The organism is Arthrobacter sp. zg-Y1110, assembly GCF_025244865.1.
Classification (GTDB): domain Bacteria; phylum Actinomycetota; class Actinomycetes; order Actinomycetales; family Micrococcaceae; genus Arthrobacter_B.
Map to the genome: position 1 here is coordinate 1,668,614 of NZ_CP104272.1, position 24,703 is coordinate 1,693,316.

General features: G+C 67.1%; 25 protein-coding genes. 15 read left to right on the top strand and 10 right to left on the bottom strand.

Features of this window, described 5'->3' with window-relative positions:
• Position 1: 1 nt before the first annotated feature.
• Positions 2 to 664: a response regulator transcription factor gene (locus tag N2K99_RS07790; RefSeq protein ID WP_227921983.1), complete on the bottom strand. Its 663-nt coding sequence runs from the start codon at positions 662 to 664 to the stop codon at positions 2 to 4.
• Complete coding sequence (locus N2K99_RS07795; protein WP_227933422.1) at positions 661 to 1,839, bottom strand: sensor histidine kinase; 1,179 nt, start codon at positions 1,837 to 1,839, stop codon at positions 661 to 663. The genes N2K99_RS07790 and N2K99_RS07795 overlap by 4 nt, the downstream gene beginning before the upstream one ends.
• 152 nt (positions 1,840 to 1,991) lie before the next feature.
• On the opposite strand from N2K99_RS07795, the gene N2K99_RS07800 reads away from it, so the two are divergent.
• From N2K99_RS07800 to N2K99_RS07815, 4 genes are all read left to right on the top strand, one after another.
• Entirely contained in the window at positions 1,992 to 2,402 is a 411-nt protein-coding gene (locus N2K99_RS07800) for a hypothetical protein (protein ID WP_227933423.1), read from the top strand.
• A 39-nt stretch (positions 2,403 to 2,441) separates the two neighbouring features.
• Positions 2,442 to 2,987, top strand: coding sequence for a hypothetical protein (locus tag N2K99_RS07805; protein ID WP_227921979.1), 546 nt, complete (start codon positions 2,442 to 2,444; stop codon positions 2,985 to 2,987).
• A gap of 109 nt (positions 2,988 to 3,096) precedes the next feature.
• Positions 3,097 to 3,924, top strand: coding sequence for an SDR family NAD(P)-dependent oxidoreductase (locus N2K99_RS07810; protein ID WP_227933424.1), 828 nt, complete (start codon positions 3,097 to 3,099; stop codon positions 3,922 to 3,924).
• Between the two features lie 364 nt (positions 3,925 to 4,288).
• On the top strand, positions 4,289 to 4,678 hold the full coding sequence (locus tag N2K99_RS07815) for a hypothetical protein (RefSeq protein WP_227933425.1): 390 nt from the start codon (positions 4,289 to 4,291) through the stop codon (positions 4,676 to 4,678).
• A gap of 124 nt (positions 4,679 to 4,802) precedes the next feature.
• Here the strand turns inward: N2K99_RS07815 and N2K99_RS07820 are convergent, their stop codons facing one another.
• Positions 4,803 to 5,345 carry a DUF4334 domain-containing protein gene (locus tag N2K99_RS07820; RefSeq protein WP_227933426.1) on the bottom strand — a complete coding sequence of 181 codons (543 nt, stop codon included), beginning with the start codon at positions 5,343 to 5,345 and terminating at the stop codon, positions 4,803 to 4,805.
• 49 nt (positions 5,346 to 5,394) lie between these two features.
• On the bottom strand, positions 5,395 to 6,303 hold the full coding sequence (locus tag N2K99_RS07825; RefSeq protein WP_227922797.1) for a sugar-binding transcriptional regulator: 909 nt from the start codon (positions 6,301 to 6,303) through the stop codon (positions 5,395 to 5,397).
• A 215-nt stretch (positions 6,304 to 6,518) separates the two neighbouring features.
• On the opposite strand from N2K99_RS07825, the gene N2K99_RS07830 reads away from it, so the two are divergent.
• Both N2K99_RS07830 and N2K99_RS07835 read left to right on the top strand, forming a co-directional pair.
• Entirely contained in the window at positions 6,519 to 8,294 is a 1,776-nt protein-coding gene (locus N2K99_RS07830) for a glycerol-3-phosphate dehydrogenase/oxidase (protein ID WP_374200046.1), read from the top strand.
• A 143-nt stretch (positions 8,295 to 8,437) separates the two neighbouring features.
• Positions 8,438 to 8,749, top strand: coding sequence for a hypothetical protein (locus N2K99_RS07835; RefSeq protein ID WP_227933428.1), 312 nt, complete (start codon positions 8,438 to 8,440; stop codon positions 8,747 to 8,749).
• Here N2K99_RS07835 and N2K99_RS07840 read toward each other — a convergent pair.
• Entirely contained in the window at positions 8,746 to 9,237 is a 492-nt protein-coding gene (locus N2K99_RS07840; protein ID WP_227921970.1) for a CarD family transcriptional regulator, read from the bottom strand. The two genes, N2K99_RS07835 and N2K99_RS07840, sit on opposite strands and share 4 nt — an antisense overlap.
• Positions 9,238 to 9,324: 87 nt before the next feature.
• Here N2K99_RS07840 and hrpB point away from each other — a divergent pair, with 87 nt between their 5' ends.
• Both hrpB and N2K99_RS07850 read left to right on the top strand, forming a co-directional pair.
• Positions 9,325 to 11,958 (top strand): ATP-dependent helicase HrpB, encoded by a 2,634-nt coding sequence (gene hrpB, locus N2K99_RS07845; protein WP_227933429.1) that lies wholly within the window; start codon positions 9,325 to 9,327, stop codon positions 11,956 to 11,958.
• 114 nt (positions 11,959 to 12,072) lie between these two features.
• Positions 12,073 to 13,095, top strand: a complete 1,023-nt coding sequence (locus N2K99_RS07850; RefSeq protein WP_227921966.1) for an FUSC family protein — start codon at positions 12,073 to 12,075, stop codon at positions 13,093 to 13,095.
• Here N2K99_RS07850 and N2K99_RS07855 read toward each other — a convergent pair.
• Positions 13,076 to 14,248 carry a type I phosphomannose isomerase catalytic subunit gene (locus N2K99_RS07855; protein WP_227921964.1) on the bottom strand — a complete coding sequence of 391 codons (1,173 nt, stop codon included), beginning with the start codon at positions 14,246 to 14,248 and terminating at the stop codon, positions 13,076 to 13,078. The genes N2K99_RS07850 and N2K99_RS07855 overlap by 20 nt on opposite strands.
• Before the next feature lie 375 nt (positions 14,249 to 14,623).
• Here N2K99_RS07855 and N2K99_RS07860 point away from each other — a divergent pair, with 375 nt between their 5' ends.
• The 5 genes from N2K99_RS07860 (at position 14,624) to N2K99_RS07880 (ending at position 20,905) form a co-directional block, all read left to right on the top strand.
• Positions 14,624 to 16,204, top strand: a complete 1,581-nt coding sequence (locus N2K99_RS07860; protein ID WP_227921961.1) for a Na+/H+ antiporter — start codon at positions 14,624 to 14,626, stop codon at positions 16,202 to 16,204.
• An 11-nt stretch (positions 16,205 to 16,215) separates the two neighbouring features.
• The gene (locus N2K99_RS07865) at positions 16,216 to 16,542 is read left to right on the top strand and encodes a hypothetical protein (protein ID WP_227921958.1); all 327 of its coding nucleotides are present in this window, start codon (positions 16,216 to 16,218) and stop codon (positions 16,540 to 16,542) included.
• Positions 16,543 to 16,739: 197 nt separating this feature from the next.
• The gene (locus N2K99_RS07870) at positions 16,740 to 18,242 is read left to right on the top strand and encodes an MDR family MFS transporter (RefSeq protein ID WP_374200038.1); all 1,503 of its coding nucleotides are present in this window, start codon (positions 16,740 to 16,742) and stop codon (positions 18,240 to 18,242) included.
• Between the two features lie 97 nt (positions 18,243 to 18,339).
• On the top strand, positions 18,340 to 19,611 hold the full coding sequence (locus N2K99_RS07875; RefSeq protein ID WP_227933430.1) for an ion channel protein: 1,272 nt from the start codon (positions 18,340 to 18,342) through the stop codon (positions 19,609 to 19,611).
• 64 nt (positions 19,612 to 19,675) lie between these two features.
• Positions 19,676 to 20,905: an acyl-CoA dehydrogenase family protein gene (locus tag N2K99_RS07880; RefSeq protein ID WP_227921947.1), complete on the top strand. Its 1,230-nt coding sequence runs from the start codon at positions 19,676 to 19,678 to the stop codon at positions 20,903 to 20,905.
• Positions 20,906 to 20,923: 18 nt separating this feature from the next.
• Here N2K99_RS07880 and N2K99_RS07885 read toward each other — a convergent pair whose 3' ends face one another.
• The 4 genes from N2K99_RS07885 to N2K99_RS07900 all read right to left on the bottom strand — a co-directional run bounded on the left by N2K99_RS07885 (position 20,924) and on the right by N2K99_RS07900 (position 23,582).
• On the bottom strand, positions 20,924 to 21,745 hold the full coding sequence (locus N2K99_RS07885) for an SMP-30/gluconolactonase/LRE family protein (protein ID WP_227921943.1): 822 nt from the start codon (positions 21,743 to 21,745) through the stop codon (positions 20,924 to 20,926).
• A gap of 65 nt (positions 21,746 to 21,810) precedes the next feature.
• On the bottom strand, positions 21,811 to 22,401 hold the full coding sequence (locus N2K99_RS07890) for a TetR/AcrR family transcriptional regulator (protein WP_227921941.1): 591 nt from the start codon (positions 22,399 to 22,401) through the stop codon (positions 21,811 to 21,813).
• Positions 22,402 to 22,467: 66 nt separating this feature from the next.
• Entirely contained in the window at positions 22,468 to 22,932 is a 465-nt protein-coding gene (locus N2K99_RS07895; protein WP_227921938.1) for a GatB/YqeY domain-containing protein, read from the bottom strand.
• A 47-nt stretch (positions 22,933 to 22,979) separates the two neighbouring features.
• Entirely contained in the window at positions 22,980 to 23,582 is a 603-nt protein-coding gene (locus N2K99_RS07900) for a maleylpyruvate isomerase family mycothiol-dependent enzyme (protein WP_227921935.1), read from the bottom strand.
• A 160-nt stretch (positions 23,583 to 23,742) separates the two neighbouring features.
• Between N2K99_RS07900 and N2K99_RS07905 the strand changes: the two genes are divergently transcribed.
• Positions 23,743 to 24,195, top strand: coding sequence for a Fur family transcriptional regulator (locus tag N2K99_RS07905; RefSeq protein WP_227921933.1), 453 nt, complete (start codon positions 23,743 to 23,745; stop codon positions 24,193 to 24,195).
• A 124-nt stretch (positions 24,196 to 24,319) separates the two neighbouring features.
• Complete coding sequence (locus tag N2K99_RS07910) at positions 24,320 to 24,622, top strand: hypothetical protein (RefSeq protein WP_227933431.1); 303 nt, start codon at positions 24,320 to 24,322, stop codon at positions 24,620 to 24,622.
• Positions 24,623 to 24,703: the final 81 nt, after the last annotated feature.

A 24,703-nucleotide genomic window follows, 5' to 3' on the forward strand; every position in this document is an offset into this window, starting at 1 on the left:
GTCAGCCGCCCGGAACCACCAGCCCGGTTTCGTACGCAATCACCACCAGCTGGGCCCGGTCCCGGGCGCCCAGCTTCGCAAGCAGCCGGGACACATAGGTTCGGGCGGTGGCCGGCGACAGGAATAGGGCGGCACCGATTTCCGCGTTCGACAGTCCGCGGCCCACCTGGCCCAGGACTTCCTGCTCGCGTTCACTCAGACCGGCCAGACGGGAGGCATCGAGTGAGGCCGGCGGGAGAGAGGCCGCGATGCTGCTGAGCACCGTACGGGTCACCACCGGGGACAGCAGCGCCTCCCCGTCGGCCACCACGCGGATGGCACGGCGCAGCTCCGACGGGGAGACATCCTTGAGCAGGTAACCGGCAGCGCCCGATCGGATGGCATCGAACACGTGCTCATCTTCGCCGAAGGTCGTCAGCACGAGGACCCGCACCTCACGGAGGGCAGGATCCGCCACAATGATCCGGGTTGCTTCCAGTCCGTCCATCTCCGGCATCCGGATATCCATCAGCACCACGTCCGGGAGCTGTTCCCGTACCCGCTCCACGCCCGTGCGGCCGTTCGCTGCTTCGGCGACGACGGCGATGTCCGTTTCCCGCTCCGCCAGTGCCCGGAGGCCGGTGCGCACCAGCTCCTGGTCATCGACCACTACAACCCGGATCACGGCGACAGTGCTCCGGGCAGGGTGGCACGGACTTCGAAACCGCCGCCGGACCGGGCGCCGGCAGAAAACCGGCCGCCGAGCAGCCCCGCGCGTTCGGCCATGCCCTGCAGGCCGCGGCCGGGGCCGGCACCGCCCTGCCGCACGCCGTCGTCGGTAATCGACAGCTCCAGCATGCCGTCCCGCAAACGGGCCGATACCCACGCATGCCGGGCGCCGGCGTGCCGCAGGACGTTCGTCAGCGACTCCTGGACGATGCGGTACGCGGCGGCGTCGACCCCGGCGTCCAGTGCTCCGGCGGCGACGTCCACGTCGGCGGACACGTCGAGGCCCACCTCCCGTGCGCGGGCCACCAGCTGCGGAAGTCCCGACAGTCCCAACCCGTCCCGTTCGGCCGGTCCGGAGGCAGGGGAGCGCAGTATCTTCACGGTATTGCGCAGTTCGCGCAGGGTGGCCGAGGAAGCGGCCTGGATCTGCCCGAGTGCCTGTGCGGCGGCGTCGTTGTCCCGGCCCAGGGCTTCGGCAGCCACATTGCTGTGCACTGCGATGACGGACAGCGCGTGGCCCACCGTGTCGTGCAGGTCGCGGGCGATGCCCACGCGCTCAGACTCCAGCCGCCGGCGTGCTTCGTTCCGCTCCTCGGCCGCCGCCAGCGAACGGAGCCGCTCCTGGTGCCTGCGGGTTTCTCCCCGGGCCCGGACGCTGACTCCCAGTGCGATGGCCGCTGCCGCCAGGGCTACGTCGGTCAGCAGGTCATAGCTGAACAAGTAACTGCCCGGCAGTCCCTCCTCCACCCGGAAGTAGGCGGCGACCACCACCAGCGCCGCCGCGGCGGCAACGGCTGCGCGGGTATGCGCGCGTTCAGCGGCCGAAAAGAGGGCTGCAACCGCTGGTAACGCGAGGCCGATAGGCGGCAGATCAAAGATGTAATAGGAGAAAATCCCGAAGACGGTGAGCACCAGCACCACCCGCGGCAGGCGCCGCCGAAGGAGCAGCAGAGCACCCAGCCCGGCGGCAAAGAGGTAGGTGGCGGGGCCGGCGCGGCCGGTACCCTCAAGATCCGCCGCGACAGCCAGGGCAACCACCGCGCCCATCGCGGCGGCAAGGACGGCGTCGACCAGTCGTGGATCGACGCTGGCATCAGGGAACGAAGGCCGGGCTGCCACTGTTGCAGGCATGGCTCCATGGTAGGCAGAACCAGCCCAGACGGGATCCGCATGCAGGCGACAACGGAGTCGCCTGGGAGCGATCGGAAGCTCGGTACGGAGCGGCCCAACTCACGCTTTGGGGCCGATGCGGCCGGCGGGGCGCTGTCCGTAGCGTCGGTGCCATGACATCTCCAATGCGAACGTCCCCGCCGGTGCGTCCGGGACTCAGCGTGAAACTGGTCCTGGGACTTGCTGCCATTGGGCTGATCCGACCCTTGATGCGGATCTCCGGGTTCGACCTACCCGGCGGACAGTGGGTGCTGACCGGACTGGTCACCCTGGTCTGGGTGGGCATAGTTGGCCTCGGCCGGGTCCGGCGGCCGGTACTGACCCTGCTGCTGGCCGGTCTCACCTACGGGCTTTACATCATTCCGATCAGTGCGGTCGTTTCCATCCTGCTGACCGGATCCCTGCAGGGTCCTGTGGCCCTGCCGATTGCCATCATCCCGATTTTGGTGATCAACACGATCTGGGGTGCAGGCGCTGGCCTGCTCGCCCTGGCCGTGCAGTACCTCCGGCCTGCGGGCCGCTGACTGCCCGGTATTACCTGTCACTGATCCAAGGAGTACCCCATGAACACCCTACGTAGCCGGCTGGCGTTTCCAGTCCTGATTGCCTATCTGTGGGTGGTGATGACACTGTTTGGTGCCATTGTCTTGGAGACGCTTATGGTCTATCCGAATGTTTTCCATGATCCGCCTGCATCCCTGGACACAACGATGGATTTCCTTGCCGTGAGCGGTCCGTCCGACTTCTTCCCGCCGCTCGGGATGGCTTCGTTGATCCTTGGGGTAGCAGCTTTGGTGCTCTGCTGGCACTGGCCTCGCGTCCGGTGGCTAGTGCTGCTCGGACTCGCAATGACTGCGGCTGAGGGCGCGGTCTCGGTGCTGTACTTCTGGCCCCGCAACGACATCATGTTCGTTGAAGGTCCGGCAGTACATTCCGTCCAATACCTACAGCAGGTCGCCAAGGAGTTTCAGACCTGGCACTGGCGCTCCCGGATGGGCTTTAACACGGTGTCCGCAGTTGCCGTGTTTACCGCTTTCCTGGCCGCCTGCCGGCAGCGGTTTGGCGGGTCACCGGCAGCCGGACTGGCCCGGGCACGGCAGGAACTGTGACTTGGAAATGCGGCGCCGCGGGCACGCCTACCGTGTCCGCGGCACGCGCGGCTAAGGTGGGAGCTGTTGTTGCCGCCGGCAGCCGCACCTCTGAGGAAAGCAGGCTTTCGTGTCGCCCAAAACCATCGTGATCACCGGTGCCAGTGACGGAATCGGTGCGGCCGCTGCCAGACAGCTCACCAAGAACGGGCATCACGTAGTGGTTGTGGGACGGTCGCCGGAGAAGACCGCCGCTGTCGCCAAGGACACGGGCGGCGAGTATTTCCTGGCCGACTTCGCGGACCTGGGCAGCGTGCGTACCCTGGCTTCGGAACTGCTGCAGCGTTATCCGCATATCGACGTCCTGGCCAACAACGCCGGAGCGGTTTTCGGCAATGTCCGCCAGGTCACCGAGGACGGACACGAGATGACCTTCCAGGTGAACTACCTGGCGCCGTTCCTGCTCACCCAGCTGCTGACGGACCGGCTCATTGAATCCGGCGGCACGGTGATCAACACTTCCAGCATGGCCAACCGGTTGTTTGGCGACGTGGACCTGGACGATCTGGAGAACGAAAACGGGTACAACCCCAGCAAGGCCTACGGGAACGCCAAACTGGAACAGATCCTGTTCGCGGAGGAGTTTGACCGCCGGTACCGTTCGCACGGGGCAACTTCCACTGCCTTCCACCCGGGTGTGATCGGGTCGAGCTTTTCCAGCGCCGAGGGCTCGGCAATGCGTGCGGTCTACCAGTCGCCGCTGCTGCGCAGGCTCCTTCCGACGCCGGAAAAGGGTGCCCGGACACTGGTGTTCCTGGCGGAGGGAACCCCGGGAACGGATTATCCGACCGGCAAGTACTTTGTCCGGAGCAAGGTGGCCAAGCCCAACAAGCAGGCCGGGGATGCCGCGCTGGCTTTGGGTCTCTGGAACCGCTCGGTGGCGATGCTCGCGAAGTGACCGGGGTAATCTGCTCATCCGGTACGGCGGCCTATCAGTGCCGACGTCCAGGCGGGCCCGGCCCGGCACAGCACGGTTTCCCACTCGGTGTGACAGGCATGGCCTCTGTTGTCCCAGCAGCAACAGCGGCACAATTTGGTGGGACGCTCTGCTGTCAGTGAGGGGCTCAGCCTGATTGATAGTGCAGTAGATGTCCCCTGGCCAGTCGGCAGGCAGCATTTACTGCACTGTGAATGTCCGGAGCGGCATCTAGTGAGCAGATGACGGGTGATGCGGCTCATCCGGTACGGAGCATGCCCGGATAAGCCTGACAGCCGACGCTGCCTGCTAGGCTTCCCCCGGATCATCTGGGGGAGGCTCAAACATGAAGAAGACGGCGATTGCGGGCCTGCTGGTACTGGGCGCCGTGCTATCCGGCTGCGGCAGCAGCGGCCCCACTAGCGCGCGCGACGCAAACGAAGAACCCGCATGCGTGGGCGGCTTCGACGGTTGGTGGAATTCCACGCCGGTGTCCGGTGATTCGACCGGCCTGCCGGAGGAAACGGTCACCGTTGACACCAACACGGGCAAGACCGTCGACGCCTTCAACCGCAGCCGGAACGACGCCGGCAAGCCCACCGCCGTGTCCGATGTCAGCTACCAGCCCGTCCCCGACGAAACCTGGCCCAAAGATTCAGCCGTAGTGATCGACACCTCCACCGGCAAGGTTATTGAAGCCATCCCAGTCGATCCGGGCACGCAGCTCTGCCAATAGGTGCTCTGCCAGCACAGCACAGCATCCCACCCGGTGGTGCCGGTGTTACTGGTGGGATCACCTGAGGTTACTTCCGTCCCAAAGTCTGGGACGCCCTGCGGCATGGAAACCGGCCGGCAGCCACCTAGCCCCTGCGCAGCACGAAAAAGAACGGAGCCCCGGGACCACGCAGGTCCATCGCACCCAGCACCGTTCCGGCATCGACCCGGCGGAACACATCCAGGACCGGGAGGGCGTCATAGATCATGGTCGCGCTGGACACGCCCCGGTACTCGGTCATCCGGAGCCGCGCGCCCGGCCGCCGCGTCCGCGCCAGACGCAGAGCCGGACGGACCTGCGCCAGCAGCTCGGGCTTCCGCAGCAAAGGGCCGAAACGCAGCACAGCCGAAAGCGGAACCAACGCCGGATTCACGTTGAACACGCCACCGCCGGCTCCGGCGAAGACCAGCGGGAAGACCTCCTCGTCGCCGTCGAACCGTTTCCCATGCCAGCCCAGCGGTTCCAGCAGGCCGTCGAGCCGGTGACCGGTTGGTACCTCCGTTCCGTGCCAGGAGCCGAACAGCTCAGGCACCTGCACCGGCGGCAGGGAATCAAAGTACTCCAGCGCGGTCCCGGCGTCGGTCCCGGCCTGCAGTTCCTGGAGCCGTCGGGCGGGTTCGTTGTCCATGCGGATGCCTCCTGATCGGGCTGTACAAGGCTCCTGCAGGATACAAGGGTTAGGAGAAGGCCAACCGCCGGGCGGAGTTTTCGTCCAGAATCAGGTCCGTGACCAGGCCGGCACGCAGCGCGCCAAGCAGGCTGGTGGTCTTGGTTTCCCCGGCCACCACACAGATCCGGCGCGGGACCTGCCGCAGCGTAGACAGGTCAGGGCCGGTGCTGCGGTGGTTGAGCTTGATCCCGTCCCAGGTACCGTCCGCCCGGTAGAACATGGTGGCGACGTCGCCCACTACCCCTTCGGACATGAGCTCGTTCAGGTCTTCCTCGTCAAGGTAGGCGCCGTTGTAGACGTGGCTTGTCACGCCCGCCTCCATGGAACCCACGCCGAAGATCGCCGTGTTCATGCGGGCCTGCAGATCCAGCACCCGGCGGACCGGACGTTCCCGCCACATCGCTTCCTTGGTTTCGGCGTGGTCGAAGAACGCCGGAACGGGGAACTGGACCACCCGCGCGCCGTAGGCGTGGCCGAAGCGCTGCAGGATTTCACTGGCGTAGGTGATGCCCGATGTGCGGAAATTCCCGGCCCCGTTCATCTGCACGATCGTGCTGTCATGGGTGTTCTTGATCGGCAGGTGCTGGCTCACTGCCGTCAGGGTCGAGCCCCACGCGACGCCGATGATCGCATCCGAATCGATGAGCGGACCGATCAGGTGCGCCGCCTGCACGGCGACCCGCTGCAGGGCCTGGGCGGGGGAGACGGTTTCGGCCACCGGAACCACGTGGGCCTGGATGCGGAAGCGGGAGGCAATCTCCTGTTCCAGCGCCGGGGCCCGGTCCGACGGGTTGCGGATCTCGATCCGGACCAGCCCGGTGCTGCGCGCGTATGAGAGCAGCCGGGAAACGGTGGAACGGGAAATCCGAAGTTCCCGGGCGATCGCCTCCATGGTCAGGCTCTGCAGGTAATACATCTGCGCGGCCCGGAGGGCATCCCGGTCGCGGCTTTCCTTCTCATTCGCCGCAGGTCCGGTACCGGGGGCATCCGGGAACCGGCCACTGACACCAATGTTCATTTGCTGTCCATCGACACGGTTGTGTACTCCATGAATCCATTATCGCAGGGTGCACGTATGTGCATTGGTTGGCCCCGGGAGCCGCAGGCTTCGACCATTGAGTAGATATGGCAATGCAGCCACAGAAGCGTTTGGAGATATACGTGGACAATTCGGTGAACCCCAGCAAGGCAAAGACCGCCGCCCGGACCCGTCCGGTGGTACAGCAGCTGAAGGACCGGCCCAAGGCCTCGGTGCTGATCATCGGCGGCGGCATCAACGGCGTCGGCACCTTCCGTGACCTGTCGCTGCAGGGCGTGGACGTAGCTCTCGTAGAGCGCGGTGATTACTGCCAGGGCGCGTCGGGTGCGTCTTCGCACATGATCCATGGCGGCATCCGCTACCTGGAGAACGGTGAGTTCCGCCTCGTGCACGAGTCCGTCGTCGAGCGCAACGCCCTGCTCCGCCTGGCCCCGCACTACGTCAAGCCGCTGCAGACCACCATCCCCATCACCACCACCTTCTCGGGCATCACTGCTGCCCCGCTGCGTTTCCTGACGCACAAGCAGGGCAAGCACACCGAGCGCGGCGCCGTGCTGATCAAGGCCGGCCTGCTGATGTATGACTTCTTCTCCCGCGGCGGCCGCGTGGCCCCCAAGCACAACTTCGTCGGCAAGAAGAAGTCCCTGCAGGAACTGCCGAAGCTGCGCCCGGACGTAAAGTACACCGCCACGTACTTTGACGCCTCGGTGCACAACCCCGAGCGCCTCACCCTCGACGTGCTGCGCGACGGCCTCGAGGCCAACCCGCAGTCCCGGGCCAGCAACTACGTCAGCGCCGTCGGCACCACCGACGCCGGCACCGTGCTGCGCGATGAGATCACCGGCGAAGAATTCGTTTTCGACGCCGACGTCGTCATCAACGCCACCGGCGCCTGGGTGGACGAGACCAACGATTCCTTCGGCAAGCGCACCAGCTTCATGGGCGGCACCAAGGGCTCGCACATCGTCCTGGACCACCCGGAACTGCTGGAAGCCTGCGCCGGCCGTGAAATGTTCTTCGAGCACACCGACGGCCGCATCGTCCTGATCTACCCGATGGGTGACCGCGTCCTGGTGGGCACCACGGACATCGACGCCGACATCAACGAAGCATCGGTCTGCACGGACGAGGAAATCGAGTACTTCTTCGAACTGATCGCGCACGTCTTCCCGACCGTCGACGTACGCCGCGACCACATTGTCTACACCTTCTCGGGTGTCCGCCCGCTGCCGAAGCACGACGACACGCAGCCCGGCTTCGTGTCCCGCGACTACCGCGTGGAAAAGCGTACGGACAACCGCGCCGGCAAGAACGTCACGAGCCTGTCGCTGGTCGGCGGCAAGTGGACCACCTTCCGCGCCCTGTCCGAGACCCTGGCCACCGAGGCGATGACCGCCCTCGGCATGCCGCGGAAGACGACGACGGCGGAACTGCAGATCGGCGGCGGCAAGGACTTCCCGCGCACCGAGGCTGAAGAGCGTCTGTGGGTCAACCGCATGGCCTCTGACGTGGCCGACCGGGACCGCGTCCGCGTCCTACTGACCCGCTACGGCACCCGCGCCGTCGACGTCCTGGAGTTCCTGTCCCAGGGCGGGGACCAGCTGCTGGCCTCCACCAACGAGCTCAGCACCCGCGAGCTGACCTACATGGTGGAAAACGAGCAGATCACGCAGCTCGCCGACATCCTGATCCGCCGCACCTCGCTGGCCTTCCGCGGCCTGGTGTCCGAGGACATGCTGACCGAGCTGGCGGACCTGCTGGCCCCGCAGCTGGGCTGGGACGAGGCCGAAACGCGCCGTCAGGCTGAGTTCGCCCGCGACCTGCTGGTCACCATGCACGGCATGAAGATCCCGGCGCTGGCTTCCTAGCACCGGAGTAAGACAACAACAGCAGAGGGCGGACACCGTATCGGTGTCCGCCCTCTGCTGTTTTTTATATCTGCTTACCCTGCGGACCGCCGGGTGAACGGCAGCACCAGCCGCGACGGGTGCGGGGCGCCGCGGTAGATCTTGTGGGTGACCGGCCGGCCGACCCGCAGGCGGTATTCCGGCCCTACCTCGATGTGCTTGATGAAGCGGCAGCCTCGGATCCGGAAATCCGGAAAATCATGGAGGCGTGGCACGAGGAAGTCATTACGGACATTGTCACCGGGCTGCAGCTGGCCGGACACTACACCGAAGAGACCCGCCACATCCGCGGAACCCTTGCCTTCACCCAGCTGGACTACGTGGCTACGCTCTGGACACGCCGGAAGTTCGAACCGAACCGCGAGCACGACCTGGAGGTGCTTGCCGACAGCTGGCACCACCTGCTTTGTGACTAGGCCACGGCGGTGGACGGAGCCCAGACGGCGTCCAGCTTGGCGCCGGCCTCTACTTCAGAGAGTCCGAGCGATAGGGAAATCTCCGTCAGCAGCGGCCGCCGGGCATGCCGGAGCATTTCCCGTTCGGCCTGCGAGAGTCCGCGGTCCGCTTCGCGCAGCATCAGGTTGCGGACCACGGCCGCAATCACCATCGGATCACCGGTGGCAAGCTTCTCCGCGTTGTCCTTGTACCGGCGCGACCATTGGGGATCTTCTTTATCCGCCGGAGCGCGGAGGACGCCAAACAGTGTGTCGAGTCCCGCCCGGTCCAGGACCGGACGGAGGCCGACGTGGTCCACTTGGTCAACGGGCACCCAGACCATGAGGTGGGAGGACTGGACCTCCAGGACAATACAGTTCTTCTGCATGCGCGGATGCGTTTGGAAGGAGCTGACAACGGCGGGGCCGTGATGGGGGTGGACCAGGATCTGGCCTTCGGAAAATGGCAACTGCTACCTCCAAGGAAGAGGAAGGGCAGGGGCGAGTGACGAGACTCTTAACATTTTACCGCTTCCCGCAGGAGGCAGAATGGAAGAGTGACTTCTCCGGCCTCCCCGCACCCAACCAACCCGCCCTTCGACCTTGCGGGCATCGGCAACGGATTGGTCTTTGCCGAGTCGGTCCCGAAGCTCGCCGGGGTGCTCGGCGGGGGTGCCGGCGAAATGCACGGAGCGGGCACCGCCGTCGTCCAGGCACCTCCCGGCACCGGAAAGACAACCCTGGTGCCGCCGCTCGTCGCGAACGTCCTCGCCCGCGGCGGGACCCGGCCGCGGGTGGTGGTCACCCAGCCGCGGCGCGTTGCGGTCCGTTCGGCGGCCCGCCGGCTGGCCGGGCTTGACGGCACTGCCCTCGGCGGGCGGATCGGCTACACGGTCCGGGGCGAGAGCCGCACCGGACCTTCCACACTCGTGGAATTCGTCACGCCGGGCATCCTGCTGCGTCGCCTGCTGGCCGACCCGGGCCTGGAAGGAACGGCCGCGGTCATCCTGGACGAGGTCCACGAACGGGGGCTGGAAACGGACCTGCTGATCGGAATGCTCACCGAGGTCCGCCAGCTGCGCGAGGACCTGACCTTGGTGGCCATGTCCGCAACCCTGGACGCACCGCGGTTCGCCGCGCTGATCGGTTCGCCCGACGGCGCCGGCCCGGCTCCCGTGGTCGGCTGCCCTTCTGCGCTGCACCCGCTCGAGACGGTCTGGGCCCCTGCTCCGGTTCCCCGCTTCGATGAACGCGGCGTGACCCGCGGGTTCCTGGACCATGTGGCGGATACTGCGCTTCGGGCGCATTCCCGCGCGCTGTCCCGGGATCCGGGTATCGATGCCTTGGTGTTTGTGCCCGGCGCACGCGAGGTGTCCACCGTGGCGGGCCGGCTGCGTTCGCGTATTCCGGCGGGAACGGAGGTATTGGAACTGCATGGGCAGATCGGTCCGGGGGAGCAGGACCGGGCCGTTTCCGGCCGCGGTCCTGGCGAGCCTGCCCGGATCATTGTGTCCACCTCGCTGGCCGAATCCTCGCTGACCGTTCCCGGCGTCCGGCTGGTGGTCGACTCGGGGCTTGCCCGCGAACCGCGCCGGGATGCGATGCGCGGGATGTCCGGCCTCGTCACCGTCTCCTGTTCCCGTGCCTCCGCCGAGCAGCGGGCCGGGCGCGCCGCCCGGCTGGGGCCGGGTACGGTGGTGCGCTGCTATGACGACAGGGCCTACGGAGCCGCGCCAGCCCACCAGACCCCGGAAATCGCCGTCGCGGACCTCACTGCCGCAGCCCTGGTGCTGGCATGCTGGGGTGCCCCCGGAGGCGAGGGCCTGTCCCTTCCCGACGCACCGCCGCCGGCTGCCATGCGCGACGCCGTCCAGGTGCTGCGCGGGATCGGTGCCGTGGACGCCGAGGGGCTGGCAACGGCCCGGGGCAAAACACTGGCGCGCGTGCCCGCCGATCCCCGGCTCGCACGGGCACTGCTCGACGGCGCCGGTGCGGTGGGTGCCCGGACCGCGGCCGAGGTTGTGGCCCTGCTCTCGGGGGACAACCGTGCACCCGGAGCGGACCTCACCCGCTTGCTGGCCGGACTGCGGACCGGACGCGAGCCCGGTGAACGCCGGTGGTCCGAAGATGTAAGGCGGCTGGAGCAGCTGGCCCGCCGGGAGAAGGCGGCTTCAGAACGGGGAGTTCCGGGCGGGGAGGCGCCGGGGTACGTGATTGCCCTGGCCTTCCCGGACCGGATTGCGCGGCGCGTTCCCGGCGCGGGACCGGAGCGTTACCTGCTCGCCTCCGGAACCCGTGCCGGACTGCCCGCCGGCAGTTCCCTCACGGGACAGGGCTGGCTGGCCGTCGCCGATGTCGCCCGCGCCGAGGGACGCGACGCCGCCGGCACCGGTGCCGTGATCCGCTCCGCCGCGCCGCTGACCCTGGACACCGCGGAAGCCGCCGCCGAACACCTGGTCACGGACACTGTGGAGGCGGAGTTCGCCGGTGGCCGGGTCACCGCGCGCCGGGAACACCGGCTCGGCGCAATCCTGCTTGGCTCCACCCCGGTACGCCCGTCCGCCGAGGAGGGACGGGCCGCCGTCGCCCGCGCCCTGACGGTAAAGGGGCTGGAACTGATCGGTTTCTCCACGGCCGCCGACGCGCTCCGCCGGCGCCTGGCCCTGCTGCACCGGGAACTGGGGGAGCCATGGCCGGACGTCAGCGAGCCGGCCCTGCTGGCCCGGCTCCAGGACTGGCTCGGCCCCGAACTGGACGCACTGGCCCGCGGGGCATCCGCCAACAGCATCGACCTCACCGATGCGCTGCGGCGGCTGCTGCCCTGGCCGGAGGCATCCCGGCTGGGTGACCTCGTCCCGGAACGGCTCGAGGTGCCCAGCGGTTCACGCGTCCGGATCGACTACCCGGATCCGGGGCACGACGACGGCGGCCGGCCGGTGGTAGCGGTCAAGCTCCAGGAGTGCTTCGGCTGGGCCGAAACCCCGCGGCTCGTGGAAGGACGCGTTCCGGTGCTTTTCCATCTGCTGTCACCGGCGGGCAGGCCGCTGGCTGTCACCGACGACCTGGCATCCTTCTGGTCCGGACCCTATGCCCAGGTCCGGTCCGAGATGCGCGGTCGGTATCCAAGGCACCCGTGGCCTGAGGACCCCTGGTCTGCCAAGGCCACGGCAAGGACAAAGGCCCGGATGTAACAGCGGATGCGAGGACCGTCACACGGGAAGCTGCCGGGCGCCGTCGTCCGTGGGTTCTAGGCTTGAACTGCGGCTCATGTGCCTCCGGCCGCAGCGAAAGGTTCCTTGGTCTCCGTGCAGCAGCATCTCAGCAGCTTCCTCACCGTGCCTCCGGGACGCGGGCACCGGGTGCCTGCCGTCCGCGTGGCGCTCGGGGTGTTCCTGCCGCTGCTGGTCCTGATCCTGCTGGGGCGGACCGACCTGACGATGTGCGCCATCTTCGGTTCGCTGACCGGTATTTTCGGCCGTGCGGAACTGCACTGGCGGCGCCTGCAGCACCAGTCCCTGTCGGGCCTGCTAATGGTCCTGACCGTGGTGGCCGGTGTGTTCCTGTCCCTTTCCGAAGCGGATTCCTGGACTGTTGTGGGCGCGGGAACCCTAATCGCCGGCCTTATTGCGGTGGCTGCCAGTTATCTGAGGGTCCGGCCCGCAGGTCCGTTCACCTACATCTTCGCGTTTACCGCCACGTCCGCGGCACCGTTCTCGGGCCGGTTGGAGGAAGCTGCGCTGACCGTGGCGGGCAGCGTACTGCTCGCCGTAGTGCTGGGTTTTGCCGGCCGGTTGCACGCGCGCCGGCATACTCCCCGCCCGCTGCCGCCGTACCGGCCGCCGTCGTGGGGGCGGATCCTGCGGCACTCGGGTCGCTACGCCGTCGCCGTCGCCGCCGCCGGATCGGTCTCGGCGGGGCTTGGACTGGGGCACGGATACTGGGCGATGCTCGCCGCCTGTGCTCCGATCGCAGCAGTGGATGCAGCCGGGGGAACGCTCCGCGCCTTGCACTTCATCCTGGGCACCTACGCCGGCGTGCTGGTCTCTGCGGTGCTGCTCCAGGTTCAGTGGTCGCCGGTCCAGCTGGCGGTCCTGTTGGCCATGCTGCAGTTATGCGGGGAAATCTACGTGGTGCGGCACTACGGCCTGGCCATGGTGTTCCTGACGCCCGTGGCCCTGCTGATGACGGGGTTTGTCGCTAGCCAGCCGGTGCTGGCGGTGACCCTGGACCGGGCCGTGCAAACGACCATCGGGGCGCTGGTGGCCGTGGCGGTCATTGCCGCCACCACCCGCAGGGCCTCGACGGCTGCTAGATTCTCGACGCGCTGAAGAGCTGTGCCGAGCCCTCGACGTCGGCCGTCGTCGGGTCACCCAAATAGAGCATGCTGGCACCCTGCTCCAAATACGTGCTCACGTCGCCCACCCTAACCCTCGCTTCCCCCAGTGCAGAGAGCACAACGGTGAAGCGTTCCAGTGGAATGGATGCGGTCCCGCCGTCGATCACGGTCCGCCGCAGGTCCAGGTCCTGACTCCAGAGCGGAATACGTTCCTGGCGCTCATCAATACGCTCCACCTCCAGAAATGCGGGGCCGGGCTGGCCGTTGCCCAGGACCTGCTGCAGTTCGGCAACGTCCACGTAGTCCGTGGTCAACCCGGCCTTCAGCGCATTGTCCGACAGGCCCATAACCACCATGGCCTGGCCGGAGAGGTAGGAGTGGAGGCAGCCGGCGGGGGTGACCATTGCCTGCCCGGGGTCCAGCTTTATGAGGTTCATGCAGATGGCTATCAGAATCCCGCGGTCGCCTGGAAAAAGCGGCGCCAGCCGGCGGAAGACGGCCGCAGCGTCTGCCGCAGGACCGTCGGTTTCCGTCAACCTGGCCATGGCAGCCTCGGTCTCCCGCAGTGCACGGGCAGTCTCGGAAGACTGCATGCGGAGGAGTGCGTGGACCGGCAGCTCATGCCGGAACGTCAATAAGGCATCAAGCCATGGAAGGTCCACTTCATCGGCAATGGTACGCAGTTCTTCCCTGCTGCGCTGTCCTGACAGGACGCGAAGGGGAGTGAGGGATACCGCTACTTCAAACTTGGCGTGCCTGTCTTTATAGTTCCGGTTTCCCGCGTTCAACGGGACCCCTCGGGTCTGTTCCCGCACATAACCGGCCAAAGCCTGGTCCGGCCGGGGGTGCAGCTGGATCGACTTGGGCACATCCGCGTCCATGACATGCATCCGGAAGGGGACCGGGCGCGCCGCCACCGCCTCCGGGTCGGAGAAATGGCGGGGATGGGAGGTAAGCAGCCGATGGAGGGCACCGGGCAGGTCGTCGGGATCCCAGGTAATGACGGCGCCTGTTGCGGAAGGGGAAGCCGGCGGGCTTTCCTGGCCCTGCTGCCCGCGGCGATGTGCGGCACCGTTGTCCGTTAGTGCCTTCATCGCAGTTGCGGGGTTGCGGGTTTCCCTTACCACGCCGTAGACGGCAGTCACGGGTGCAGCGCCTCCTTACCGATGGCAGGAGGGGTCAATCTCAATTCACCGGGACCTTGCCCTACGTCGCTGATGCACACCAGAGCGGCTTCCTTGGAGACACGAAAGATTTCCGTTCAATTTTACCGGGTTTCGAGTGCTGCGGGGAGGCTCCCGGGGCTCCCGGTTTCCGTGATCTCGTTTACCCGTCCGCGTGGCCTCCCTCTCCCGCGCGGGGTCTGCGGCGTGCCGCGCCCGCTGCGAAGATATCCGTGCCGGTGGATGCACTCAATGCAATAATTAACGAAATACTTACACATCCGAAAGAAGCAGGTGCGGACATGGAACACGCGGCGCGGTCGGTCCGAAGCAAGCTCCGAGCGGACGGCTGAGCCGGTGGATTTCCTGATACTCCTGGTCGGGCTGCTGTTCGGAACCGTGCTGGCCGCGGGGATCGGCGAACGCATCCGGCTGCCCTACCCCGTACTGATGCTGATTTCCTCGGCCCTGATCGCGTTCCTGCCGATCATTCCCGAAGTGCACATCAACCCGGATCTCATCCTTCCGCTGTTCCTTCCGCCCCTGCTCTTCGCTGCCGCCCAGCGCAGTTCCTGGTCCGTTTTCCGGCTGCGCTGGCGCTCCCTGGTGCTGCTGGCGGTGGCGTTGGTGGCAGTCACAGTGGCTGTGGTGGCCGGTGTGTCCTGGGCCATGGTGCCGGCGCTCGGACTGCCGGCCGCGATTGCCTTGGGGGCCATTGTCGCTCCGCCCGATCCGGTCGCCGTGGAAGCGGTCGCGCGGAAGGTCCGGATGCCGCGGCGGCTCATCACGGTGCTGCAGACTGAGGGCCTCTTCAACGACGCCATCGCCATTGTCATCTTCCAGGCCGCCGTCGCAGCGAGCACCAGCGGCGGGCACGTGGGCTGGGACGTGGTGCCGGACTTCCTCATTGCCGCAGCCGGCGCCGTGGTGCTGGGCCTGGCGATGGCCTGGGTCGTCGGCAGCCTGAACCGGTTCGTGCCGAATCTGGTGGCGCGTTCGGCGTCCACCCTCGTTGCACCCTTCGCCGTCTACCTGCTCGCCGAAGAGGTGCACTTCTCGGGAGTGGTTGCCGTCGTCGTCACCGCGTTGGAACTGGGGCGGCGGGCCCGCCCCCAGGACTCGGAGGAGCGCCTGACCCGCACCGCTTTCTGGGATGTGGTGGAGCTGCTGACCACCGGCGCCGCGTTCGGCCTGGTGGGTATCGAGATGCGGTACATCATCGAGGACGAGGGCTCCCAGCTGCTGAGTTTCATTCCGGGCATCCTGGCCGTGTGCGCGGCCGTGCTGCTGGTCCGGTTCCTGTGGATGATGGCGATCTACCGGATGGGCGGGACCGAAAAGAACCATGTGCCGGGATCGCTGAAAGAGGTCCTTGTACTGTCCTGGTGCGGTATGCGCGGTCTGGCGACCCTTGCGCTTGCCCTCGCCCTGCCGGGCACCACGCTCGCCGGTGACGCACTGCCCGGCCGCAACTTCGTCGTAGCCTGCGCGTGCGCGGTCCTGGTGGTGACGCTGGTGATACCGGGATTGACACTGCCGTGGCTGATGCGCGCCCTGAAGCTGCCTAACGACCATAAAGAGGCGGACCGGATGGAACGCGAACTCGCGCTCCGGGCCGAACGGGTCGCAATCGAGACGATGAAGCGTTCGACAGCCATCCAGCAGCTGCCGCCGGACCGCCGGGCCGCACTGGCCAAGCGGATGTCCTCGCTGCACGCCATGCTGGAGAGCGACGAGGAGGATGATTCGCAGAAGATGCTGGACCGGAAGGCGACCCTGGAAATCATGGACGTGGTCCAGCGCGAAGCCATGGACGCCGCACGCCGGGAAGTACTCGAGGCCCGCCGGCAGGCCGGCATGGATCCGGAGGCCGTGGACCGTGTCCTGCGCCGCCTGGATCTGCGCACCGTCACCATGGACCACCCGGAACGCCACTAGACTTCCCGAACATGAGCAAGAACGTGGAATCCTGGCCGCATCTCGGCGTCGCATGGCTGGTGCAGTCGGCCGCGGCTGCGACACTGGCCGTCGCCGTCGTTGTGCTGCAGCTCTGGGTCTTTCCCGAAACCGTTCAGGCGGTGATACTGCTGGGCCTGATCCTGGCCTCGGCGGTAATGCTGCTGGTGTCCGCCCCGCTGGTCTTCGAGTGGATCCGCAACCGGTTCCAGCGTCCCTGGATGGTGCTGGTTCTCACGGCAGCGGCGGCGATAGCGGGCGGGTGCTGGATGGTGGTGCTGTTTGTGCTCGGATTCGGATTGCTGGTCACCGGGTTCTAGCCGGTTCCAGTCTCCGGCCCGGGTGCCCGGTTCAGCGCTGGGCGAATATCCGGCGGAACACGCCGGGCGGACGGGCACGGTAGTCCGGGCAGGCAGCTGCAGCCGCATAGGATTGCAGGCCGGGCCCGCTGAAGTGCCGTCCGTGTCCGCGCCCAACGCCTGCGGCGCACCCGCATCATGAATAGGACCTTCCCTCTTTGAGTATCGATCCCTCCGCAAAACCCGTGCCCGCTGCCGGAACCTCCCGGCACGCCACAACGACGACGGCTCCGTCCACGCTGGATCCGCGCACCAAGACCGTGATCGGCCTGCTGCTGGTTTCCTCGTTCGTGGTCATCCTGAACGAAACCATCATGAGCGTGGCCCTGCCGCGGCTCATGGCTGACCTGGACATCACTGCGGGAACCGCCCAGTGGCTGACCACCGGCTTTATGCTGACCATGGCCGTGGTCATCCCGGCCACCGGCTTCCTGCTGCAGCGCTTTTCCATGCGCGGACTGTTCCTGACCGCCATGTCCCTGTTCAGCGCCGGGACGCTGCTGGCAGCCCTGGCACCGGGGTTCGGCACCCTGCTGGGCGGCCGGATCATCCAGGCGAGCGGCACCGCCATCATGCTCCCGCTGCTGATGACCACCGTCCTGAATGCTGTTCCGGCACATAGGCGCGGCCAGATGATGGGCACCATTTCCATCGTCATCGCAGTTGCACCGGCCATCGGCCCGACGGTCTCCGGCATCATCCTCAACGCGCTGGACTGGCGCTGGATGTTCTGGCTGGTCCTGCCCATCGCCCTGTTGTCGCTGGGCCTGGGTGCGATGAAGATCGAGAACCTCACGGAAACCAAGCGCGTGCCGTTCGATGTGCTCTCGATCGTGTTGTCCACCTTCGCCTTCGGCGGCCTCATCTTCGGCCTGAGCAGCATCGGCGAGGCCGCACAGGGCAAGGAGCTGATGCCGTTGTGGATCCCGCTGGCCGTCGGCGTCCTGGCCATGGCCGGTTTTGTGCTGCGGCAGCTGGTGCTCCAGCGCACCGACCGCGCCCTGATGGATCTGCGCACCTTCGCCAGCAAGCCCTTCGTGGTGGCGATCGTCATGGTCCTGGTGTCCATGATGGCGCTGTTCGGCTGCCTGATTGTGTTGCCCCTGTACCTGCAGAACGTGCTGGGCCTGGACACGCTTTCCACCGGACTGCTGCTGCTCCCCGGCGGTGCCGTGATGGCCATCCTCTCGCCGATTGTCGGCAACCTGTTTGACCGTTTCGGTCCCCGCCCGCTGGTGGTTCCGGGCGCCCTGGTGCTCAGCGGTGCCCTGTGGGGGATGACCTTGCTGACCGAAGAAACGCCCGTGGGCCTCGTGATCCTGCTGCACTGCCTGCTGAACGCCGGGCTGGGCTTCATCTTCACTCCGCTGTTCACCTCGGCGCTGGGTTCGCTGGACAAGTCGCTGTACTCCCACGGCAGTGCCATCATCAACACGCTGCAGCAGCTTGCCGGTGCGGCCGGCACGGCCGTCTTCATCACCCTGATGACCACCGGTACGACGGCGGCCCTGGCCGACGGCGCGTCAGCGGTCTCCGCTGCCGCCTCGGGCGTGCACACTGCCTTCTTCTGGGGTGCGGTTGTCTCACTCGTGGCTGTCGCGGCGTCGTTCCTGGTCCGCCGGCCCACCAACGAGCTGCCTGAAGGCGTGGCCGTCCACTAGCCGCCGGTCCGGTTGCCCTAGGAGCGGCCGCTCCGGGCTACTAGCCTTGGTTAGGCACGCGTGATCCGCCGGGGGCTGCACCCAGGGAAGTGGCGCCATGTCCGAACCTGCGAATGAGGGACTCCTCGGGCACAACCGGGTCCGGACGCTGCTGGCACTGGCGGTTCCTGCGGTTATCATCGGCGTGGTTTCGGCGCTGGTCCTGTTCGCCCTCGACGAGCTCAGCCGGCTCCTGCAGCACCTCATCTGGGACAACCTGCCGGCCGCCGTCGGGGCCGACTCCGACGGCGGCTGGTGGATTTTCGGCACCCTGACGCTCACCGGGCTCGCCGTCGGGCTCATCGTCCGCTACGCGCCGGGCCACGCCGGGCCGGATTCGGCGGCGGCGGAGCTCGCCGGCTCCGCCCTGCCGGTCGGGGTGGTGCCTTCCCTGGCCGCCGTCGCTGTTCTCGGACTGGCCGGCGGCGTCAGCCTGGGCCCCGAGAATCCGATCATCGCCATCAACACCGCCCTGTTGACGGTGCTGATCGGCCGGTTGTTTGCCCGTGTTCCGGCCCAGCTCATCGTCGGACTGACGCTGGCGGGAACCGTGGGTGCACTGTTCGGCACGCCGGTGGCCGCGGCGCTGCTCTTCACCGGTGTGGCCGGGACCCTCAAGATCGGGGGCGCACTCTTCGACCGGCTCTTCCTTCCGCTCGTCTCCGCCGGGGCCGGGGCGGTGACCATGACCCTGCTTGGCGGCACGCTGCTGCGGATCGAACTACCGCCCATGGGCACTCCCGACGGCTGGGACGTGCTGGCCGGGTTCGTCGTCGCGCCGCTGGCCGCGGCCTTCGGACTGCTCGGCGTTGCCGTCTTCGCGCAGGTGCACCGGTGGTTCCACCGACTCGGCAATCCCGTCCTCTTCACCACCCTCGGCGGCGCGCTGCTGGGTCTGCTGGGTGTGGCCGGCGGGACGGTCACGTTGTTCAAGGGCGCCGAGGAATCGGCGGAACTGCTGCAGCACCGGGGCGACGAACCGGCCTGGGCCCTGGTTTACCTCGCAGTGATCAAACTCGCCGCCCTGGTGATTTCCGCAGCTGCGGGCTTCCGCGGCGGCCGCATCTTCCCGGCGGTGTTCATCGGGGTGGCCGCGGGCCTGGCGGTTTCGGCCCTCGTTCCGGCCGTGCCGGTGAGCCTGGCGGTGTCCGCGGCAGTGCTCGGGCTGGTGCTTGCCGTTGCCCGGGACGGCTGGATGGCGCTCTTCATCGCCGTGGTCATCACCGGTGACGTGACCGTGACCGCTGTCCTGTGCCTGGCCCTGCTGCCCGCGTGGTTGGTGGTCACCAACGCCCCGCACATGCTCGCGGCCGATGATGCACACGCTTGACCACTGCTGTGACGCGGCTCATACTAAATGAACGATTAGTTAGTACCTTCCGTCAGGAGCCCCAATGACCGTCACACAGACTGCGCGCCCAGCCTTCGACCCCACCGCAGTGGGCGACGTCGACGCCGACCTCTACCTTCTCGATGAGCTGCTGGACGACGAGGCCCGCGACGTGCGGGACCGGGTCCGGGCGTTCGTGGACAACGATCTGCTGCCCGTCATCAACGACTATTGGGAGCGGGCGGAGGTCCCGTATGAGCTGGTGCCCAAGCTGGCCGCGCTGAACATCGCCGGCGGCACCATCAAGGGCTACGGCTGCCCGGGCATGAGCCGGATGGCCGCCTCCACCGCCGCGGCTGAGCTCGCCCGGGGCGACGGCTCCATCAACACGTTCTTCGGTGTGCACTCCGGCCTGGCCATGGGCAGCATCGACATGCTCGGCAGCGAGGAGCAGAAGCAGCGCTGGCTGCCCCCAATGGCCAGGTTCGAGAAGATCGGTGCATTTGCCCTGACCGAACCCACCCACGGGTCCGATTCCGTGTCGCTGGAAACCACCGCCCGCCGCGAGGGCGATTCCTACGTCCTGAACGGCAACAAGCGGTGGATCGGCAACGCCAGCTTTGCCGACATCGTGATCATCTACGCCCGCGACGAAGCCGACGGTAAAGTCAAGGCGTTCGTTATGGAAAAGGATGCCGACGGCAACCACCCCGCCGGGTACCAGGCGACCGTGATCACCGGCAAGATCGGCAAACGTGCCGTGCTGCAGCCGGACATCGTCATCGAGGACCTCCGCATCCCCGCGGAGAACCGACTGGAGAACTGCAACTCGTTCAAGGACGTCAACAAGGTGCTGGCCGCCACCCGCGGGGGAGTCGCATGGGAAGCACTGGGGCACGCCGTCGCCGCGTACGAGATTGCCGTGGCCTATGCCAAGGACCGGGTGCAGTTCGGTCAGCCCATTGCCGGGTTCCAGCTGGTGCAGAACAAGCTCGCGAACATGCTCGCCCAGGTCACCGCGATCAAGCTGACGTGTTTCCGCCTCAACGAGCTCGGCGACCAGGGGAAGATGACCAGCCCCATGGCCTCCATGGCCAAGATGTTCGCCGCCCGGCAGGGCCGCTGGGTCTGCTCGGAGGCACGCGACATCATGGGCGGCAACGGCCTGCTTTTGGAGAACCACGTGGCCCGGCACCTGACCGACATGGAGGTGGTGTTCACCTATGAGGGCACCGATTCCATGCAGTCGCTGATCCTGGGCCGCCACATCACCGGACTGTCCGCGTTCGCCTAGGCGTTCCGGGCCGGCGGATCAGCGTACCCGCAGGCCCAGGACCTGCCCGGTGCCGGGGGTGGCCGGATCCATCGCCTCCGGCCACCGGGCGGTCAGCATAAACAGCAGGCCGCCGTCGCCGCCGCCGACGGCGCAGGAGAAACAGCCCTGGTCCAGCTGCACCGTTTCCACCACGGTCCCGCCCTCCCGGACGCGGACGCAGCGTTCGCCGGGCACTTCGGCGAACCAGATGCCCCCGGTACCGTCCCAGCAGATACCGTCAGGGGCGCTGCCCGAGACCGCTGCCCAGTCCCCGGCAGGCGTGAGGGCGCCGTCGTCGGCAATGGCGAAGGACGCCAGACGGCCTGCGTTGGATTCAGCGACCACTAGGGTGGCGCCGTCGTCGGAAACCACCATGCCGTTGGGGAATGCCAGGCCGTCTGCCACCTGCGCCACTGAGCCGTCCGGGCGGATGAGCGCGATGATCCCGCTGCTCTGCGGGTCGGCCGAATAGTCGTAACCAATGCCGTTGACGTAAATGTTGCCGGAGGGGTGCACGGCAATCTCGTTCCAGGGGTGGTCCGACAGGCCGCTCAGATCCGCGTGCGGGACCAGCCCTGCATTGGGAATTTCCAGGAAGACGGTGCGGTCCGTCCCGGAGACTACGGCCATCCGCCCGTCCGGCAGCCAGTCGAAGCTGATCGGAAAGGACGGCACCGCCGCCACCCGCCGCACGTCCCCGTCCGGGTTCAGCGCGGAGATGGTCCCCGCCGTCCAGTCCGCGAACCAAAGTTCGTCGGCGTGCCAGCGGGCGGATTCGCCCATGCCGATCCCGGAGACCAGCGTTGTCGGTTCAGCCATGCTGCACCTCGCTTGTTGAGGTTCGGGCTTCCAGTATGCCGGGCACCCCGAAGCGGACAACAGGCCTAGGGCTTCGACGGTCCTGCGGCGCCCAGCATCCGCAGCGCCAAACGGCTGTGGTGTTCTCCGATGCCGGCTGCGGTCTGCCGTCCGTCGTTGCGGTACCAGCGGGCCACGTCCACGCAAAGGGAGAGCAGGGCCAGGACGGCAAGGCCGGTGTCCTCGACGTCGAACACGCCTTCCTGCCGTCCGCGGTCGACGACGGTCCGGAACTCCGCGTCCACGGAGCGGCGGATCTTCAGCACCTCGGCCCGGTGGTCCTCCGTGAGGGCAGCCAGCTCGAAGTTCACCACGCTGGACTTGGTGCGGTTGGCTGCCTGCCACTGGACGAAGTCACGCACCATGGTCGAGATCTGCTGCACCGGATCGCTGCTTGAGGCGGCGCCGGAGCGGACCAGTTCCAGCGTCCGTTCGTGCCCGAGGCGGGAAATGCTGTACAGCAGCTCTTCCTTGGAACGGTGGTGGACATAGACGGCGCCGGGAGTGACCCCGGCCGCCGTAGCGATGTCGCGGGTGGTGGTGCCGTGGAAGCCCTTCGCCGCGAAGGCCTCCGTAGCGGAATCCAGCAGGCGCTGGCCCGTACCTGTTGCGGGCACCTGTACCTCCGGAAGATGAGCGGAATGAGCGTTCAGCAACCAGAGTAGCAGTGGGACCGGCTGCCGCTAGGCGAGACGCGAACGGACGATTTCGCTCACCGTCTTACCGTCGAACCGTCCTGCCACCTTGGCGGTCACGGGCTTCATGACCTGTCCCATCTGCCGCATCGTGGGCTCTTCTCCGCCGGCGCGCAGATCGGCGATTGCCTCATCCACAATGGCTTCCACGTCGGCACGGGTCAGGGGAGCGGGCAGGTAGGCTTCGATGATTTCTGCCTCGGCCGTCTCGGAGGCAGCACGCCCGGTCTCGCCGGCCTCCGTGTAGATCCCGGCCGTATCGCGGCGCTTTGCGGCTTCCTTCTGCAGCAGGGACACGATCTGCACGTCGTCGAGCTCAACCGGCGTCTTCCCGGACTTCTCCCGGGTGGTGATTTCACCCAGTACGTTGCGCACGGTGGTCAGGGCAACGCGGTTGCCCGATTTCATGTGCATCTTCATATCGGCCTGCAGCTGTTCTTTCAAAGTGCCCATGGTCCTCGTCCTTACGGTGGTGTAGTGCTTTCCTTTCCCATCGTCCCCTATGCGGGCGGGTCGAGCTCCACGGGGCGCCCGGACACGGTGAGCAGCAGGTCCAGGGCATCGGCTTCGATCCTGGTGCCGGCGCCCCAGGCCGTCCCGGTGCGCCGGTCGACCAGCAGCAGGCCGGCGGCCCGCTCACGCCCTCCGCCGAACGCAACCGGGGTGCGGACCTGATAGGCCAGGGCCTGGATAACCGCGGGTTCCGGATAGCTCCCGACGAGGCCGAGGGGTCGGCGGATGTCCTCGCCGTGCACGATCGCTTCAACGAGGCGGGTTGCCGGGTTCACCGGGGGCGTCCGGGTCAATTCCGCCACGTCCCGCAGCGCGCGGACGGTATCCTGCGGGTCCTGCCGCTTTTGGCGCAGGACGCCGCGCTGGTTCACGCGGTCGAAATCCAGGCGTGCGCCGAGCATGCCCCGGACGAAGCCGATCCTGCCGGTGAGTGCCGTGTCCACAAGGTGGGCCAGGACATCGTGGACGCTCCACCCGGGACAGAGCGAGGGCACCTCCCACTGTTCGGACTGCAGCGGGGAGAGGTCCGCCGCGAGGCGCTGCCGCTCAGCGTGGACGGTTTCCCAAACTGCTGCCGTGGACTTCCGCAAACCGGCTCCTTTGGTTGATTGGCACGTGGTCCCTAAGGAAACTAAAGGGTTCAGCCCGCGTCAATGCCCGCCTGCGGCGGCGGTCACAGCGTCCGGAATCACAGCGCAAAAGGGCGATAGTTGTCTTGAGGCAATCAAAACAACTGTTAGGGTTTTAGATATGCAGAACGCGGCGGAAACAGCAGAAGCCCAGGCCGGAAACATCCGGTCAGCGGGGCTGAAAGCCACGTCACAGCGCGTTGCAGTGCTGGGAGCGCTGCAGCGGGAACCGCACTCCAGCGCCGACAAGGTCCTGGCTTCCGTTCGATCGGAACTGCCGGGTATTTCGGCGCAGGCCGTGTACGGCATCCTGTCCGCCTTTACCGAGGCCGGACTGGCCCGGCGGGTGGAGCCCGCCGGTTCGCCGGCACTCTACGAGTCGCGGGTGGGGGATAACCACCACCACCTGGTCTGCATCCGCTGCGGAGCCATCAGGGACGTCGACTGCGTGATCGGCCAGGCACCCTGCCTGACCCCGTCGGACGATTCCGGCTTTACCGTACTGGCTGCCGAAGTAACCTTCAGCGGCATCTGCAGCACCTGCGCCAAGCAGGCGGATTCCTCCGCCCGCTAAGGCGCACCACCGCCCATATAAACGGCGGGCACCAATCAACGGCGACACATCCCGGGCTGAACGCTGCCCAAAAACCTGCCGCCACGGCCCGAGTCTCACCCCAAGCGTCAACTGAGGAGACACCATGACCACTTTGATCAATCGAAACACAGCGCCGGCCACCACCGAAAACGCCGCACCCCGCCCAGCCGCCACCGGCAGCACCGTTGCCCCCGCGGCCTCGCAGCCCGCTCCGGCAACCCAGCCCCGTCGCCTGGGCACCTATACCACCTGCTACGGACGCCCGCTGGGAACCCCGCGTGCCGAGGGAACCTACGTGTCTACCGGCCGCCGGGCGCTCACCCGCCCCCGCAACCTCGGCAGCTACGTGGACACCGCCGCGCACCTCAACCGCCGCCCCCAGGGCAGCTACACCCTGCGCGGCTAGTCTCGCCGCCGCGTGCGGCAGCAGCCGATAGGATGAATGGTCGTTGTCCCGCGGGGCGAGGAAACCAACCCCTTTGAGAGG

Excerpts from the sequence above, each read along its gene's own strand:
- N2K99_RS07895 (WP_227921938.1), bottom strand. The coding sequence starts at position 22,932 with ATGGGCACTTTGAAAGAACAGCTGCAGGCCGATATGAAGATGCACATG.
- N2K99_RS07875 (WP_227933430.1), top strand. The coding sequence starts at position 18,340 with ATGTCCGAACCTGCGAATGAGGGACTCCTCGGGCACAACCGGGTCCGG.
- N2K99_RS07800 (WP_227933423.1), top strand. The coding sequence starts at position 1,992 with ATGACATCTCCAATGCGAACGTCCCCGCCGGTGCGTCCGGGACTCAGC.
- N2K99_RS07880 (WP_227921947.1), top strand. The coding sequence starts at position 19,676 with ATGACCGTCACACAGACTGCGCGCCCAGCCTTCGACCCCACCGCAGTG.
- N2K99_RS07795 (WP_227933422.1), bottom strand. The coding sequence starts at position 1,839 with ATGCCTGCAACAGTGGCAGCCCGGCCTTCGTTCCCTGATGCCAGCGTC.
- N2K99_RS07905 (WP_227921933.1), top strand. The coding sequence starts at position 23,743 with ATGCAGAACGCGGCGGAAACAGCAGAAGCCCAGGCCGGAAACATCCGG.
- N2K99_RS07910 (WP_227933431.1), top strand. The coding sequence starts at position 24,320 with ATGACCACTTTGATCAATCGAAACACAGCGCCGGCCACCACCGAAAAC.
- N2K99_RS07865 (WP_227921958.1), top strand. The coding sequence starts at position 16,216 with ATGAGCAAGAACGTGGAATCCTGGCCGCATCTCGGCGTCGCATGGCTG.
- N2K99_RS07820 (WP_227933426.1), bottom strand. The coding sequence starts at position 5,345 with ATGGACAACGAACCCGCCCGACGGCTCCAGGAACTGCAGGCCGGGACC.
- N2K99_RS07885 (WP_227921943.1), bottom strand. The coding sequence starts at position 21,745 with ATGGCTGAACCGACAACGCTGGTCTCCGGGATCGGCATGGGCGAATCC.
- N2K99_RS07805 (WP_227921979.1), top strand. The coding sequence starts at position 2,442 with ATGAACACCCTACGTAGCCGGCTGGCGTTTCCAGTCCTGATTGCCTAT.
- N2K99_RS07825 (WP_227922797.1), bottom strand. The coding sequence starts at position 6,303 with ATGTATTACCTGCAGAGCCTGACCATGGAGGCGATCGCCCGGGAACTT.
- N2K99_RS07815 (WP_227933425.1), top strand. The coding sequence starts at position 4,289 with ATGAAGAAGACGGCGATTGCGGGCCTGCTGGTACTGGGCGCCGTGCTA.
- N2K99_RS07830 (WP_374200046.1), top strand. The coding sequence starts at position 6,519 with ATGCAGCCACAGAAGCGTTTGGAGATATACGTGGACAATTCGGTGAAC.